This is a genomic window from Pseudoalteromonas sp. AWH4_217 (assembly GCF_056161105.1).
Genome location: NZ_JBSWYM010000017.1, coordinates 64,604 through 79,904 on the forward strand (window position 1 = coordinate 64,604; position 15,301 = coordinate 79,904).

The 15,301-nt window shown below is 49.1% G+C and carries 13 protein-coding genes; 4 read left to right on the forward strand and 9 right to left on the reverse strand.

Annotated elements, in window-relative coordinates; all coding sequences use genetic code 11:
* Positions 1 to 7: 7 nt before the first annotated feature.
* The 5 genes from astA to fabR all read right to left on the reverse strand — a co-directional run bounded on the left by astA (position 8) and on the right by fabR (position 5,165).
* Positions 8 to 1,036 (reverse strand): arginine N-succinyltransferase, encoded by a 1,029-nt coding sequence (astA, locus tag ACXAH1_RS19230; RefSeq protein ID WP_475198836.1) that lies wholly within the window; start codon positions 1,034 to 1,036, stop codon positions 8 to 10.
* A gap of 74 nt (positions 1,037 to 1,110) precedes the next feature.
* On the reverse strand, positions 1,111 to 2,322 hold the full coding sequence (locus tag ACXAH1_RS19235; protein ID WP_054016947.1) for an aspartate aminotransferase family protein: 1,212 nt from the start codon (positions 2,320 to 2,322) through the stop codon (positions 1,111 to 1,113).
* A gap of 322 nt (positions 2,323 to 2,644) precedes the next feature.
* A complete protein-coding gene (locus ACXAH1_RS19240) occupies positions 2,645 to 3,820 on the reverse strand; it encodes an HDOD domain-containing protein (RefSeq protein WP_475198837.1) in 1,176 nt (391 codons plus the stop codon).
* Positions 3,821 to 3,864: 44 nt separating this feature from the next.
* Positions 3,865 to 4,446, reverse strand: a complete 582-nt coding sequence (locus ACXAH1_RS19245) for an anthranilate synthase component II (protein WP_475198839.1) — start codon at positions 4,444 to 4,446, stop codon at positions 3,865 to 3,867.
* 77 nt (positions 4,447 to 4,523) lie between these two features.
* The gene (gene fabR, locus ACXAH1_RS19250; RefSeq protein ID WP_138551762.1) at positions 4,524 to 5,165 is read right to left on the reverse strand and encodes an HTH-type transcriptional repressor FabR; all 642 of its coding nucleotides are present in this window, start codon (positions 5,163 to 5,165) and stop codon (positions 4,524 to 4,526) included.
* Positions 5,166 to 5,280: 115 nt separating this feature from the next.
* On the opposite strand from fabR, the gene ACXAH1_RS19255 reads away from it, so the two are divergent.
* Together ACXAH1_RS19255 and sthA are read left to right on the forward strand one after the other, a co-directional pair.
* Positions 5,281 to 6,414 carry an acyl-CoA desaturase gene (locus tag ACXAH1_RS19255; protein ID WP_475198840.1) on the forward strand — a complete coding sequence of 378 codons (1,134 nt, stop codon included), beginning with the start codon at positions 5,281 to 5,283 and terminating at the stop codon, positions 6,412 to 6,414.
* Positions 6,415 to 6,454: 40 nt separating this feature from the next.
* Positions 6,455 to 7,891: a Si-specific NAD(P)(+) transhydrogenase gene (gene sthA / locus ACXAH1_RS19260; RefSeq protein WP_349288014.1), complete on the forward strand. Its 1,437-nt coding sequence runs from the start codon at positions 6,455 to 6,457 to the stop codon at positions 7,889 to 7,891.
* 26 nt (positions 7,892 to 7,917) lie between these two features.
* Here the strand turns inward: sthA and ACXAH1_RS19265 are convergent, their stop codons facing one another.
* On the reverse strand, positions 7,918 to 9,168 hold the full coding sequence (locus ACXAH1_RS19265; protein WP_475198841.1) for a hypothetical protein: 1,251 nt from the start codon (positions 9,166 to 9,168) through the stop codon (positions 7,918 to 7,920).
* A complete protein-coding gene (locus ACXAH1_RS19270; RefSeq protein WP_475198842.1) occupies positions 9,161 to 9,829 on the reverse strand; it encodes a methylamine utilization protein in 669 nt (222 codons plus the stop codon). Before ACXAH1_RS19270 ends, ACXAH1_RS19265 begins: the two co-directional genes overlap by 8 nt.
* 172 nt (positions 9,830 to 10,001) lie before the next feature.
* Here ACXAH1_RS19270 and ACXAH1_RS19275 point away from each other — a divergent pair, with 172 nt between their 5' ends.
* Positions 10,002 to 12,059, forward strand: a complete 2,058-nt coding sequence (locus ACXAH1_RS19275) for a glycoside hydrolase family 97 protein (protein WP_475198843.1) — start codon at positions 10,002 to 10,004, stop codon at positions 12,057 to 12,059.
* 46 nt (positions 12,060 to 12,105) lie between these two features.
* On the opposite strand, the gene ACXAH1_RS19280 is transcribed toward ACXAH1_RS19275, so the two are convergent.
* Positions 12,106 to 13,269 (reverse strand): MFS transporter, encoded by a 1,164-nt coding sequence (locus ACXAH1_RS19280; protein ID WP_475198844.1) that lies wholly within the window; start codon positions 13,267 to 13,269, stop codon positions 12,106 to 12,108.
* Positions 13,270 to 13,349: 80 nt separating this feature from the next.
* Between ACXAH1_RS19280 and ACXAH1_RS19285 the strand changes: the two genes are divergently transcribed.
* Positions 13,350 to 14,156: an AraC family transcriptional regulator gene (locus ACXAH1_RS19285; RefSeq protein ID WP_475198846.1), complete on the forward strand. Its 807-nt coding sequence runs from the start codon at positions 13,350 to 13,352 to the stop codon at positions 14,154 to 14,156.
* A gap of 143 nt (positions 14,157 to 14,299) precedes the next feature.
* Here the strand turns inward: ACXAH1_RS19285 and ACXAH1_RS19290 are convergent, their stop codons facing one another.
* Positions 14,300 to 15,151 carry a hypothetical protein gene (locus ACXAH1_RS19290; protein ID WP_475198847.1) on the reverse strand — a complete coding sequence of 284 codons (852 nt, stop codon included), beginning with the start codon at positions 15,149 to 15,151 and terminating at the stop codon, positions 14,300 to 14,302.
* Positions 15,152 to 15,301 lie beyond the last annotated feature (150 nt).

Consider the following 15,301-nt stretch of genomic DNA (forward strand, 5'->3'; position numbering starts at 1 on the left):
TTCCCAATTAAAGAGTTGCAATACTAACGGTATCACCGTTAGCGATCTGCAGGGCCTTCGCCACCGCACCAGGGATGGCAACTTCAGTTGCTTTTTCTGGCAGCGTTAACGTCAGTGCCGTCGCACGATATCCCGCTAGTTTATCATTAGCTATCATCACGGGGGAACCTTCTGCGTCGATCTGTATCGCATCGTCAATGCGCACTGTGTACTTACGGACTTCGCGCACAGTACGAATGTTGTCAACTTTGGCTTCTACCGTCGGGCCGGCATCGAAAATATCGACATAACCATTAAACGTAAAACCTTCGCTCTTGAGCAGTTCAATTGCTGGGCGCGTGTTGTCATGCACTTCACCTACCACTGATTGTGCTTCTTTGCTCAGCAAATTCACGTAGATAGGGTATTTAGGCATCAGCTCGGCAATAAACACCTTTTGGCCAATGCCTGTCAGGTAGTCCGCCGTTGGAAAGTCCATCGAGAAGAAGTGCTCTTCCAGCCACTGCCAGAATGGACTGTCGCCATTCTCATCTGATACACCGCGCATCTCGGCAATGACGGTATCCGCAAAACGGTCACGGTGCTGGTTGATAAACATAAAGCGTGACTTAGACAATAATTTGCCATTCAGTCCACGACGGTACTTATCACGCAGGAACAATGTGCACAACTCAGTGGCACCGGTGTAGTCATTACACAGGGTAAGAATATCCACTGCTTTGTAAACATTCAAAGTCCGCGATGAGTGGATCACCTTACTTAGATGGTAGTGATAAAAGGCATCATCAAGACCCACGGCGGCTTCGATAGCACTGGTGCCAACGACTTCACCCGTTTCACTGTCTTCGAGCACAAACAAATAGCCCTCATCAAAAGGAACATCTGTTTCTTTGCCAAATGAAGCAACGGAACGTTCGATCTTGTTTTGCAGCAATTCTTCATTGACTGGCAACGAAGTAAAGCCATGCCCCGACTCCTGGGCAATGTTTAAAAGCGCTGAATAATCGCTTTTCTGGATTGGGCGAAGGATCATCATGAGCCCGCTTACTCCTCAAAAAATGTAGATAGATGAGTCGCACACAGGTGCGACTCACATGTCACCAACTGGTATTAGGCGTTGTTCGCAACCACTTTGGCTACAGCCGCTTCGAAGCGTGCCATCCCTTCACGGATATCCGCATCAGGGATCACCAAAGAAGGCGTAAAGCGCACAACGTTGGCACCTGCAACCAAAGACATCACGCCCTGGTTAATGCCCTCTACCAGGAACTCTTTTGCTTTGCCCTGATACTTGTCGTTCAGTACACCACCAAGCAGTAAGCCTTTACCACGGATCTCACTGAATACCTGATGTTTCTCGTTGATCTCATTCAACAATTCACGGAACAGGGCTTCTTTGGCTTTAACACCATTTAATACTTCAGGGGTATTCACTGTGTCCAGCGCCGCTTCTGCAACCGCACACGCCAGTGGGTTACCGCCATAGGTTGAACCATGAGTACCAATTTTCAGGTGCTGAGCAATTTCAGTTGTAGTGATCATCGCACCAATCGGGAAACCCCCACCCAGCGCTTTAGCTGTAGTCAGGATGTCAGGCGTAACACCCAGTCCCTGATAAGCATATAGGTCACCAGTACGGCCAACACCTGTTTGCACTTCATCAAAGATCAGCAGTGCATTGTGTTTGTCACATAGTGCACGTACACCCTTCACAAAGTCCGCTTCTGGAGAAATGATCCCGCCTTCACCTTGTAGTGGCTCCATCATAACTGCACAAGTGTTGTCTGAAATCAGAGCCTCTAATGCTGCCAGATCATTGTAGTCGCTGTGTACAACATCGCCCGGCTTAGGACCGAAGCCATCTGAATACGCAGCCTGACCACCTACCGTCACAGTGAAGAAAGTGCGACCATGGAAGCCTTTATTAAACGCGATAATTTGTGATTTTTGCTCACCGAATTTGTCTAGTGCCCAACGACGAGCCAGCTTTAGCGCGGCTTCGTTTGCTTCTGCACCTGAGTTAGCAAAATAGACTTTGTCTGCGAAGGTCGCATCAGTCAGCTTTTTCGCAAGACGCAGTGCCGGCTCATTGGTCATTACATTCGACAAGTGCCAGATTTTCTCACCTTGTTCTTTCAGCGCTGCAACCAACGCAGGGTGGCAGTGACCCAGACAATTTACTGCGATACCGCCCGCGAAATCGATGTATTCTTTGTCATTTTGGTCCCATACGCGCGCACCTTCCCCCTTGACCGGGATTACTGCAGAAGGTGAATAGTTAGGCACCATTACCTGATCGAAAAGTTCACGATTGATAGTCATTTTGTTTCCTCATTTTGGCGAGTACAGCACTCAACCGGGGCAGGCAGTGATACATGAAATCTCAACGACAGCGATGTAAAAGACCTGAATTTTTCCCAATTGGTGCAAAATTCATACGCTCATTATTTCAAAAAAAAGCGCATTTGTCTCATATTAAACACCGCTCTAGCCCTTGATATTCAAGGGATTAGTATATAATTGCAGTCTCAGTGAATAACTATTAAGGCGCCCATAATTAACGCCCCTATAACTTCAAGGTGTTTACTGAGATCCCTCGCTTGCCCGGAATGAATGAATAAGCGGGAAAAAAGTGTGGTTTTTTTTAAAGAATTGTCAATTGCAGGCTTTGTAGTGCAGTTTTTGACAGCAGTTCCTGCTCTTCAGTGTTGAGCTGATTAAAAGCGAGCCAGTCTTTTGCTTCATCAGGCTCGAGTAAATGAGTATCCTTCAGTACCTGATATTGGGCATAGCTATAGGCCTTGCGCACCACTTGGGTCAGTGGTAATTGCTCAGCAGCATGATTATGCGACTTTGGCAGATAGCTTTGCGCAAACTCCTCCACCGCCGCATTAAACGGCAAGTAACGAAACTCCATGCGCTCAATCAAATACTGTGACACCGTTGCAGAGTGTTCCAGTAACAAATTACGCAAAAACAAAGGGTCGGGTTCCAGACCAACTAAGGCAGTGTGCAGATCTTTTTGCTTTTTATCCCGCGCAATTTTAACTTTACCCTGCCAGACCCGTTCAAAGGTGCGCAAATACAGGCGTGTCAGGGCAATTTTCCCGACATCCAGTAGCATCCCTAACGTAAAAGCATGCTGCTCTTTCACACCATACAAAGGCGCCAATGTCTTAGCTGCAATAGCTGTGGCCATACTCATATCGCGTAATTTGCGTTTTAACAGCGGAAATGGCTCTGTGGAATGGGGCATCCAGTGACGCACGGCAAAAGTCGGGATCACCATCTGCAAATTTTCCAGGCCCAGATAACGTAATGCCAGCGCCGGAGTGTCTACTTTGACCGCCGTCCCTTTGGCATTGACTTTGCGGTATTGGGGCAAATTCACCAAAGAGACCAAATCTCGCCCCATCCATGACAAGTCGTTGACTAGTGGCTCCAATCGACCTACTGACGCCGATTTCACAGCCAGAATGTCCAACACTGTTGGCACGGCTTCCTGGATCCCCACTACTTCGTGGTAAATCGTGTCTAAATCTTCCAGCTGGGTGTTGATAGCCGACTCGATAACCTGGTGCAAGTGTGTGCTGGCCTTAGCAATATACTTGTGATGACTGGTGCTACGCTCCTGACGCTTTGTGGCTGCAGCAAGTTCTACCTCCAGCATAGTGCGTTGAGGTATACGCTCACCGAAATTCATATCAAAAGTATGAATGTAGCCTATCTGCTGCTGCGCAAAGTTATGGCTAATTAGTACATCATGGGCACGCTCTGCCAGAGCTTGCGCGATCCGAGATTGCCTAATGTCTTCAGTCATCAATTATGTTCTTTTTTGGTATTGTCTGGATTACTTTTTTAAGGTTAGAAGCGACTTATAAAGTTATCAAGTAGCTGCAGACCATGCTCGGTAAGAATGGCTTCCGGGTGAAACTGAACACCTTCCAACGCTCGCTCAGTATGGCATAAGCCCATGATTTCATCTAGTTCACCCGCGGTATTTTGCGTCCAGGCAGTCACTTCGAGCGAGTCAGGCAAACCACTTTGCTGCACCACCAGTGAATGATATCGGCATACCTCAAATCGCTCAGGTAATCCGTTAAAGGACCCCCCGTCGTTATGCACCAGAGTTGAGGTTTTGCCATGCATCACTTGCTTTGCCCGAACGACTTTCGCGCCCAATGCCTGCGCAATGGTTTGATGGCCCAGACAAATTCCCAGGATAGGAATTTGACCCTGAAACGCGTCAACCACGGAGAGGGAAATACCCGCTTCATTCGGTGAGCAGGGGCCTGGTGAAATCACAATGTGATCCGGATTAAGTGCGCGAATCTCTGCCACCGACAGAGCATCGTTACGATGCACGACAACTTCCTGGTCAAGGCGTTGAAAATATTGCACTAAATTGAACGTAAATGAATCATAATTGTCTATCATAAGTAGCATACTGCGCTATCCTTGTGATTTCATAGTCAAACTTGGTTGGCTGCCTTTTATCATGTCAAAAAGCAGGGTTGCAGCTACTAACCAGCCACCTTTGGCGCAGTCTGAGACTGACTCTCTTTTTGATAACCCGACGCCCCTTTAACGATATATCTGAGCTGCCAGATTAATCGCTCAGTCAATTCTGCGCGCTGCTGAGCATCCTGATCCAAAGCTTCTGCCCCAGAACTGAATACCAATGTCACCATGGCTTCTGCCTGCATATAAGCATGATTGGCATCACAGGGGGTTTCGGTTTCCAAATAATGAGACAACTCCATAATAAAATGTTTGATCTCTCTTGCGACAGCAGCGCGAAATGCGGGCGAGGTGCCAGAACGTTCGCGCAACAGCAAGCGAAACTGGTTACTGGATGTCTCGATGAACTCCATAAAGGTCAGGACAGACGTGTGGATCACGCTTCCCCCTCCTTTGGCAATTCTGCGCCGCGCCTGGCGCATTAGCTGACGCAAAGTCAGGCCAGCCTCATCGACCATGGTCAATCCCAACTCATTCATATCTTTGAAGTGACGATAGAAGGAGGTAGGTGCAATACCGGCTTCCCGGGCGACTTCCCGCAAACTGAGGTTGGTAAAGCTGTGCTCTGCACTGAGCTGATTAAACGCCGCCTCAATCAGCGCCTGGCGCGTTTTTTGTTTTTGCTGGGCACGAACACCTGACATGGTCGCAGTTCCTATAATTTATTAGCTCAGATCAACAATAGGGGCAGTCTAATACTTGACGGCGCAACTTTGAAATACTATTTTAGCGTACAAGTGTACGCTGAGATTCTTAAAAATGAAAAAACCCCCTTTATTGTGGACTAATGTCTTATTTTTTAGTCTGTCCTTTCTTGCTGCGATTACTTTAGTGCCTTGGTATGGCTTTGAGTATGGTTATACCACAACCCAGTGGATTGCGTTTGTGGGCTGTATGTTTTACGCGGGGATGTCTATTACCGCCGGCTACCACCGTCTTTGGGCACACAAAGCCTACGATGCGCACCCTGCTATCCAGGTCTTCTTTGCACTTGGCGGAGCCTTTGCATTGCAAAACAGTGCGCTACACTGGAGCAGTGATCACAGGGTTCACCATGGCCAGGTAGATGACCCGGTGAAAGACCCCTATGCCGCGACACGTGGATTCTGGTATAGCCATATTGGCTGGATGCTCAGAGATTATCAGGGCGATAGCTACGGCGATTACAGTAACGCCCGTGACTTACAACGCAATAAAATTGTGATGTGGCAACACAAGCACTACCTGAAACTGGTCCTGTTAACGAATATTGGTATCCCTTTGATGCTGGGCCTGGCATTGGGAGACGTATTTGGCATGCTGCTGTTGGCCGGCGTATTACGTCTGGTACTTAGCCAGCACTTTACTTTTTTCATCAACTCACTGGCCCACATCTGGGGCAAGCGCCCTTATACTGAGAAAAACACAGCCCGGGACAACGGCTTTCTGGCGCTGCTTACTTATGGTGAGGGTTACCATAACTTCCACCATATCTTTGCCAGCGACTATCGCAATGGTATTCGCTGGTATCACTATGATCCAACGAAGTGGATGATCCGTGCTCTGTCTTATCTGGGTCTTGCCAGTAAGCTCAAGCGCACACCGATTGAGCGGATCGAAAAAGCCAAGGCAGAAACCTTGCTGATTAAGACTAAAGTTACCCTGGCGAAATTGCCTTTGGCGCAGGATAAGCTTACATTGTTACAACAAGAGTATGATTTACTGCTGAAAAAGCTTCAGCACTTCTGTGCCGTACAAAAACAGGTACTGGAAACGAAAAAGCATGCCATGCGTGAACAATGTGAGCAATCAGCCCTGTTAAAACAGTATCAGGAACTGGAACAGGCCTGGCAGACACAAAAGCAAGCATGGCTGGCATTAAACTCGAGGTTGTTAAAGGGCGCCACCAGCTAACCCCGAAGCGGCCTCCCAAGTCATTATTTAAGGTGAGGCCGTGACTAAGAAAACCTCCACAAAAGCACCCCGTCAGGACGTATCCTATCAGTATGATGCTATCATCATTGGTACGGGTCCCGGCGGTGAAGGTGCAGCCATGAACCTGTCAAAAAGCAACCGCAAAGTGGCTGTGATAGAGCGACAAAAAGACGTCGGGGGTGGCTGTGTACACTGGGGCACAATCCCATCCAAAGCGCTGCGCCACTCCGTCAGCCGGTTGATAGAATACAAAGCCAACCCTCTGTTTCGCTTTAGCGAACGTCCGCAAAGGCTGACTTTCCAGGATATTTTGCATCACGCCAGTGATGTGATCAGTAAACAATCCAGCCTGCGTTCCAGCTTTTACGACCGTAACCGGATCCACCTCTATCAGGGGGATGCCACCTTTGTTGACGCACATACGATCCAGGTGCAGCACCTGGATGGCTCCAAGGAGTTACTGACTGCGCAAACCATCGTCATTGCCACGGGCTCCAGGCCTTACCGTCCACCCGGTGTCGACTTCGACCACCCGCGTGTCTATGACAGTGATACCATTTTGGACTTAACCCACAACCCGCAGCGCGTGCTGGTTTACGGTGCCGGCGTGATTGGCTGTGAGTATGCGTCGATTTTTAAGGGCTTAGGAGCCAAAGTGGATCTCATCAATACCCGCGACCGGTTGCTGTCATTTATGGATGATGAAATATCCGATGCACTGAGCTATCACTTTTGGAACAGTGGTATCGTGATCCGTCATAATGAAGAGTTTGCCAAGGTTGAGACTCAGGACAAAGGCGTAATACTGCACCTTCAATCCGGTAAAAAGGTTAAGGCAGATTGTATTTTGTGGGCCAATGGTCGAACAGGTAATACCGACTCTCTGAACCTGGATGCTATTGGTCTCAAAGCGGACGGTCGTGGCCAGCTCAAAGTCAATGAGCATTACCAGACTGAAATAGACAATGTCTACGCCGTGGGGGATGTGATTGGCTACCCAAGCCTTGCCAGTGCCGCTTTTGATCAGGGCAGAATTGCTGCTCATGCCATAGTGCATGGCAAGTGCGATGACCGCCTGATCACTGATATTCCAACCGGCATTTACACTATTCCGGAAATGAGTTCAGTGGGCAAAACCGAGCAACAACTCACTGCCGCCAAGATCCCTTATGAAGTCGGCCGTGCCCAGTTCAAACATCTGGCACGTTCACAGATCACCGGCACCGAAGTCGGCTCTCTGAAGTTGCTGTTTCATGCTGAAAGCAAAGAAATACTCGGGATCCACTGTTTTGGCGAACGTGCCTCAGAGATTGTCCACATTGGTCAGGCCATTATGGAGCAAAAAGGCAAAGGCAATAACGTCGAGTACTTCGTCAATACCACCTTTAACTATCCAACCATGGCCGAAGCCTACCGAGTCGCTGCTCTCAATGGCTTAAACCGCCTGTGTGACTGACGCGAGTATAATTTCTGGCTGCGCTGTTAAAAGCGCAGCTCACCACTGACGCGCCACAATTGTTCAATTTGTCGCGTCGGCAAATTAAAGTCAGCGCGATTTGCCACTTTAGACTCCAGATACTGAAATTCCATTCCGACATGCCAGTGCTCACTGAGCTGCCAGCGACCAGTCAGCGTCACCGCACCTCCCTCGCTGGTATTCGGATCAAACGCCCAGAAATCTCTGTCTCTGACATCGAACTGCTCTACCCGCCCACTGACACGGTAACCCTGCCATTTATGGGTCAGCAAAATGAACTGACTACTGAAGTCATTATCCACCCCACGCCGCTTGCCCATTGCTGTATTACCGGCCATAGCCTGCATAACAAGATGCGTAGCCCGGGTGATCTTAAAGCGGTAAGCCGCACTGTAAAACTTAGTATCCCAGGCATATTGTCCGGTGTGATAGTTCAATACACTCGGGTCGCCGTTATTGTCGTACCAGTACAGCCGCACCGTATGGCGTTTCTGATAATCCCAGTGTGCCCCAAAGTAATAGCCAAATCGACCATCCACTTCAGTAAATGGTTCTGTCCGCCAGGCCTGCTTAGCCAGCGGAGGCGCTTTTAATGCGTATATCGGTGCAAAGGGAATGGCTTCATTGAACACACTTTGCCTGTCGTGCACGGCCCAGCCGCGCCATGCCAGTAAAGTGCCCGCAGGGTCGTTACCTTTATACAAGGCACCGACTAACTCCCAGTTATGACCGCTACGCTGTCGTCGCGGTAATCGGCTGTCACTGTGTTTAAAGCTCACTTCTGTGCCAAAGGTCCGGATCTCCTCACCCAGCCAGGCATTAATCGCACTGTAGCTGTAGTTATAGGGAGATGACCAGCCTATATCCGGGTTTTCCAGTGACATTCTGGGGTAAAACCCGCCTACCCGGCCTTGCCACTGCCAGGGCCCTTTATTCAGGGTGTGGTATTGGGCAAATAACTCAGTAAACCCGACTTTGTTATCAGGGTCGGGGACATATTGTGCACTGGCTAACAGTGACCATTTGCTCCCTAATTCTGTACGCAGGTCGAGTACCCCACGGCTCAGATTTAATCGCTCTGATTCAGTGCCAAAACGATTAACTGCCACGCCTCGGTTATACCAGGATGCATACTCACTGCTACTTTGCCAGCTTGCCTGAATCGCCGCTTTGTATTGAAAGCCTTGCGCCTGTGCAGCATTGATGGCCACCGCATTGAGCCCGGCCAGTAACAGCCATTGAAGTGATTTATTCATAATCATCAAACTCATCACTGAAATCGTCCTGGAACATACCAAGTGCCTGATTCAATTGAATGTTAAGCTTATCACCGGATTTTACTCTTGATAACGAGCTGCTTTCCGGGCTATCCAGGTCCATAAACCCCTCATGCCAGACTTTCAAAACCACGTCAGTAAGTTGCGTTTTGGGAAGCGAGATACGCGCAATCCCCTGTTCGTCAGTCACAGCAAAGTGTGTAGAGTCAACCACCAGGATATAACCCAGCATCCAGTCGTGAATATTGCAGCCCAGTTCCACGGCACCGGTCGCTGAAAATGTCAGGGCCTGTGGCTGGTCACGATACAGTTTGAATTCAAAGGATTTAGCGGGAGAAAATGAGTAAACATGATGCAATATAGAGTCATAATTAGGGAAAGACACTTCGGCTTGCCGAGGCACAATCAGCAGGTGCGGTGTAAACGCGCGATCTTTCTGACCCATTTTATAACTTTGCTTTAAGACCACCTGATCAGCAGTCAGCCCCTGGCCTGTTAACCACACAGCCGCACCGGGCAGTGTCTTTCCCTGCTTATCGACCAAGTGCACTGAGACTTGCCCACCTGCAGCAAACACACTGGTTGAGGCCAGAGCTAGGGCAGCCAAAGCAGTACTAAGAATATGTTTTAATTGAATCATTGCCTGAAAGTTCCTTGCAGCATGAATTTAGTATAGGCCACAGATGTAGACCGGACGACCGTTAGTTTCCATTCATCGCATTTTCAAACTGAATACGTATGCAGAATGTTCATCGCTCATGGAAGATAACAGTATGCTAAACGCTCACTCACATTTGCAACCGAGATAGTTTATGCGATTAGTCTTCTCAGCAACAGGCATTGCCGCTACGTTGGTCGCCGGTTTATTTACCGGCGCTACTGAGGCTGCAACACACAAAGTCAGCTCGCCCAACGGTAAGCTGACATTTCAGGTCAGCGATGATAACACCCAGCCCAGCTACCAAATCACGTTCAACAACAAGGCGGTGATCGCCCCTTCAAAGCTGGGGTTTGATTTTGCCCGGGCGCCATCACTGCGAGATGGCCTGATCATCAGCAAGACTCTGCGTAACAGTGCAGATGAGCGCTGGCAACAACCCTGGGGCGAGGCTCGAGAGGTCCGTGACCATCACAACGAACTGGTTGTGACTTTGGCAGACGAGCAGTCAAAGCAAGCACAATACCAGCTCAGAGTACGAGTATTTGATGACGGTGTGGGCTTTCGATATGAAGTCGCAGCGGATTCTGCCCGCTATATAACCCGCGAACTGACTGAGTTTGCTGTTGCAGACAGTGATCAGGCCAATGCCTGGTGGATCCCGGCACGCGGCTGGAATCGCTATGAGTATACTTACAAAACCACAGCGCTACACGATGCGGCTCATGTTCACACCCCTTTCACCTTAAAGAACAAAAACGGCGTTCACGTGAGCATTCATGAAGCCGCCTTGGTTGATTATGCCGCTATGACGCTGAATCAGCGTCGTCCTGGTACCTTTATCAGCGATCTGACGCCTTGGTCTGATGGTATCGCGGTAAAAACCAATGGCCACTTCACAACCCCCTGGCGCACCATTCAGGTCGGTGCGCAAGCCACCGACTTACTCAACTCCCGCCTGATCCTGAACCTGAATGAGCCTAATAAGTTAGGCGATGTATCCTGGGTGGAACCGGGTAAATATCTCGGCATTTGGTGGGGCATGCACATCGGTAAAAACACCTGGGGCAGTGGTGAGAAGCATGGCGCGACCACAGAACGTACCAAAGAGTATCTGAGCTTTGCTGCCGAGCATGGCTTTGATGGCGTACTGGTAGAAGGCTGGAATACCGGCTGGGACGGCGATTGGTTTTTCAATGGTGATGTCTTCAGCTTTACCGAGGCTTACCCCGATTTCGACCTGGATGCCATTGCCACCCATGGTAAACAGGTGGGTGCCCGACTGATCGGCCACCATGAAACGTCAGGTAACGTCAGTAACTATCGTGACCAAATGGCAGATGCTTTTGCGCTGTACGAAAAAGCGGGTGTCCGCCAGGTAAAAACCGGCTACGTGGCTGATGGTGGCAACATCAAACGTATTGATGAACGTGGCCATGCCCGTTTTGAATGGCATGACGGTCAGTTTATGGTTAATGAGTATCTGGACAATGTGAAACTGGCAGCCAAACATAAGATCAGCATCAATACCCATGAGCCAATTAAGGACACCGGGTTGCGTCGCACCTATCCAAACTGGCTGACCCGTGAGGGTGCACGTGGCCAGGAGTTTAACGCCTGGGGTACCCCGCCTAACCCGCCGGAGCATACCACTATGCTGGCCTATACGCGCATGTTGTCTGGTCCGATGGACTTTACACCCGGCATTTTTGATATGAGCTTTAACGGCCTGGGTGACAAAACCAACCGGCCACAAACCACCCTGGCGAAGCAACTGGCACTGTATGTAGTGCTGTACAGTCCGGTACAGATGGCCGCCGATCTGCCAGAAAACTATCTGGCCAGACCGGATGCCTTCCAGTTCATCAAGGACGTGCCAGCAGATTGGGAGCAGAGTGTTGCGCTGGCAGGTGAGGTTGGTGACTATGTGGTGTTTGCCCGTAAAGCGCGCAAACGCGGCAAGTACTCGGGTAAAGATTGGTATTTAGGGGCCATCACCGACGAGCACGCCAGAAGCATTGACGTCAAGCTCGACTTCCTTGAGCCGGGCCAGCGCTTCGAAGCCCAGATCTATCAGGATGGCCCTGAGGCTGAGTGGAAACACAACCCCTATGATTTGAGCGTTCAAAAACAGATTGTCACAGCACAGGATACTTTAACGCTGAAGCTCGCCACCAGTGGCGGTACCGCGATCCGCTTTAAAGCCCTTTAACACAAGATTCTTATCCATACAGCCGCCCGCAATGGGCGGCTTTTTATCAGGCAGCCACACGCTTCAAGTGCGGTGTAATAAACTGGCTGAGTATCAAAGAGCACCCCGCCAATGCCGCGCCAAAGTAAAACACCAGGGACTGATCATACAACCACACCACACCAAAACTGGCCGGGATCACCACAGCGGCAATATGGTTGATGGTAAAACTGACACCCGCAGTGGCCGCAATGTCCTCCGGCTGGGCTATTTTCTGGAAGTAGGTTTTCAGTGCAATGGCCATGGCAAAGAAGATGTGATCTACCACATACAGCACTGCCGCCAGCTGGGCCGACTCCACCAGCGCATACCCCACAAACACCAGTACTAACCCGGAATATTCCATTGTCAGCGCCTTTTGCTCACCAATACGATTAATCATCTGGCCTATTTTCGGGGCAACAAAAATATTCACAACATGGTTGAGCATGTACAACGCAGTGATCTCGGCCACATCAAAGCCAAACTTTTCAACCATTAAAAAGCCGGCAAACACCATAAAAATTTGACGACGAGCACCGGAGAAAAAAGTCAGAATGTAATACAGGGAATATTGCTTACGCAGAATTAATTTCTTGTGCTGCGTTGCTTGCTGAACAAACTGCGGGTGCGTTACCGCCATAAATAATGTCAATGCCAGTCCAGCCCCGCCAAATAGTAAGTACACCCAGACATAATCTGTGGCAAGCCAGGTAAACGCCACCCAGATTAAGCCAAAAGTCACCAGCGAAGCCATCGATTTAATAGAGAGTAAACGCCCTAATTGCTCTGGCGCCTCTTCTTTGCTAAACCATTGTAAACTCAGCGACTGATTAAGCGTTTCAAAATAGTGAAAGCCAATAGACATCAGCACTGTTGTGGCATACAGGCCATACACGCTGGGGAAAAAGCCCGTCAGTGCGACCCCGATTGATAATAAACATAAACTTACCAGCGCAAAAGTTTGCTCCTTCAGCACCAGCAACACAAAAACTGCCGTAAAAGCCAAAAAGCCAGGCACCTCGCGCAATGACTGCAACATGCCAATATGCGCGCCAGTAAACGCAGCCTGTTCAATGGCAAAGTTATTAAGTAAGGCATTCCAGGCAGAAAAAGTCATTGCCATCACAATGGTCGCCAGCACCATAAAGCTCATTGGGGACGGCACAAAGAGTCGGGTTGGGTTTTTCATTCACAGTCCTTAAGCACATTGATTGCCGTTAGTGGCCCGGTTAGTATAGGAGCTAAGCCCGCTGGCTAATATGGAAAATCATGACACAAAGTTTATCAAATCGGACAGATGCTTCCTGGCGCAGTGTGTCCAGCCGCTTTAAACGAAAGACACTGGGCAGGCCGATCTTCCCACGCCCTACCACTATGCCCGCCAATGAGCATGTGCGCTCACACAGCCATCACTGGGGGCAGATCACTTATATTAGTGATTCGGTCATGACCATTTTTACGCCGCAGGGCACTTTCGTCATTCCACCGCAACAGGCATTGTGGATCCCACCCAATGTGGAGCATGAAACCTTCTGCCGCTATGGCGGGCATTTTCGCAGCGTTTATATTGATGAAAAGTATGCCGCGATATTAGGCGACCAGGCAAAAACTCTGGTAGTTGATGCGCTGCTAAAAGAGATGATCCTGACCATCTGCACCTGGCCCGAAGACTATCTGCTCGATGATAAAACCGAGCGCTTTATCCAGGTGTTTATCGATCGACTGGAGCTGGCGCCCACCAGCGCGTTTTTTATTCCCAAGGCAGATGACCAGCGACTGCTGCCGATTGTCAGTGAACTGTATTCTAACCCGGGCTGTACACGGACTTTAGAGCAGTGGGGTGAACAGGTCGGCGCGTCGGCCAGAACACTGAACCGGCTGTTTCATAAAAGCTTTGCCATGAGCTTTAGTCAGTGGAAGCAAAAACTCAGAGCGCTGCGTGCGGTAGAAATGCTCACCGCCGGAGAAACCCAACAGGCCATTGCCCAGCAGCTGGGTTTCGAATCCAGCTCGGCGTTTAATAGCGCGTTTAAGAAGTACTTTGGTACAACCCCCCGGCAATATGTGAAACGCTAATATCCCCCTGCAAAGAGAAGATAGTCAGCTCATCATAGGCTGATGATCAGACGTTACCTGAACTGAAGCAAATAACTCAAGGCAGTTTAAAAGAAAAAGGGGCCACAAGCCCCTAAGATTCTAAATTTGCGTGGCAAAGTCCATCACGGCTTGTAGTAACAAATGGCTTGGCGGCTCAGCTCACCCGGCACGCCAGTAAAGCCAAATTTACACTCATATTCCGCACCTTGAAACCAGTTTCTTAAAGCAAATTCAATGTCAGTATAACGCTTAAAAGATTGAGACGTACTTCCGGGAGCCGGATAAGTTGCAGTTGTCTTATTATTATCCTGTTTAAACTTAACTTCATCAGTGCCCTGGCATCCATCTTTCGTCATGATACAAATGTTAGTAGGCACTTTCTTGCCGTCTTTGCGTACACTGAAGTGCATGGTAATACCAGTTTTATTCAATTGACCACTTTCGCCAGACACTAAGTTTGCAATCTGTTTGATCGACTCATCTACCGCCTGGACACCAGCTCGGACCGCAGCACTATTCAGGAAGGCCTGAACCAGCCCCTGTTCCTGTGCCGGTGGCGCAGAAGGAACCGGACGTCGGCTTGTTCGTTGCACATGCTGGAACTGCTGCATTTCAAACCCGTACATTTCATAGCTTTGCTGCTCTTCTGGCACATTACCATGTGGCGTACAGTTATTCCTCGGATCCATGCAGGGGTCATATGGTACATAGCGGTAAGAATAGAGACCACGATTTATCCCTGCACGGATAAAGTCCTCAAGTATGGTTCGGGTATGCGCCTGCGTCATACAGTAGCCGTTGTTGATCGTGCACAATGAAGAAAAAGTAATATTCTGCATCTTGCCGTTGGCCACGGTCAGAAATACCTGGATCTCTTCCCCTTCCCGGGTTTTGAAGTATATTTCTTTATGAGGGGTAGCAAATGTATTCATGCTGATAAACAGACCCAGCAAGGCAAAAATCATTTTTTGCATTTTTTAATCCTTAAATATTAGACTCAACTTTTCATCTATGTTTCCATAAATGGAAACAAAAATTAACAAAAAAAACACCAAAAATCAACGCGCATTGCAAATTCAAGCTTAGAGATATAATTTGGATGTTTTTCAGCCAATTAACATCGT

Bases quoted from the DNA above. Each gene is read 5' to 3' on its own strand.
- astA (WP_475198836.1), bottom strand. From the start codon at position 1,036: ATGATGATCCTTCGCCCAATCCAGAAAAGCGATTATTCAGCGCTTTTA.
- ACXAH1_RS19235 (WP_054016947.1), bottom strand. From the start codon at position 2,322: ATGACTATCAATCGTGAACTTTTCGATCAGGTAATGGTGCCTAACTAT.
- ACXAH1_RS19240 (WP_475198837.1), bottom strand. From the start codon at position 3,820: ATGACTGAAGACATTAGGCAATCTCGGATCGCGCAAGCTCTGGCAGAG.
- ACXAH1_RS19245 (WP_475198839.1), bottom strand. From the start codon at position 4,446: ATGCTACTTATGATAGACAATTATGATTCATTTACGTTCAATTTAGTG.
- fabR (WP_138551762.1), bottom strand. From the start codon at position 5,165: ATGTCAGGTGTTCGTGCCCAGCAAAAACAAAAAACGCGCCAGGCGCTG.
- ACXAH1_RS19255 (WP_475198840.1), top strand. From the start codon at position 5,281: ATGAAAAAACCCCCTTTATTGTGGACTAATGTCTTATTTTTTAGTCTG.
- ACXAH1_RS19265 (WP_475198841.1), bottom strand. From the start codon at position 9,168: ATGAATAAATCACTTCAATGGCTGTTACTGGCCGGGCTCAATGCGGTG.
- ACXAH1_RS19270 (WP_475198842.1), bottom strand. From the start codon at position 9,829: ATGATTCAATTAAAACATATTCTTAGTACTGCTTTGGCTGCCCTAGCT.
- ACXAH1_RS19275 (WP_475198843.1), top strand. From the start codon at position 10,002: ATGCGATTAGTCTTCTCAGCAACAGGCATTGCCGCTACGTTGGTCGCC.
- ACXAH1_RS19280 (WP_475198844.1), bottom strand. From the start codon at position 13,269: ATGAAAAACCCAACCCGACTCTTTGTGCCGTCCCCAATGAGCTTTATG.
- ACXAH1_RS19285 (WP_475198846.1), top strand. From the start codon at position 13,350: ATGACACAAAGTTTATCAAATCGGACAGATGCTTCCTGGCGCAGTGTG.
- ACXAH1_RS19290 (WP_475198847.1), bottom strand. From the start codon at position 15,151: ATGCAAAAAATGATTTTTGCCTTGCTGGGTCTGTTTATCAGCATGAAT.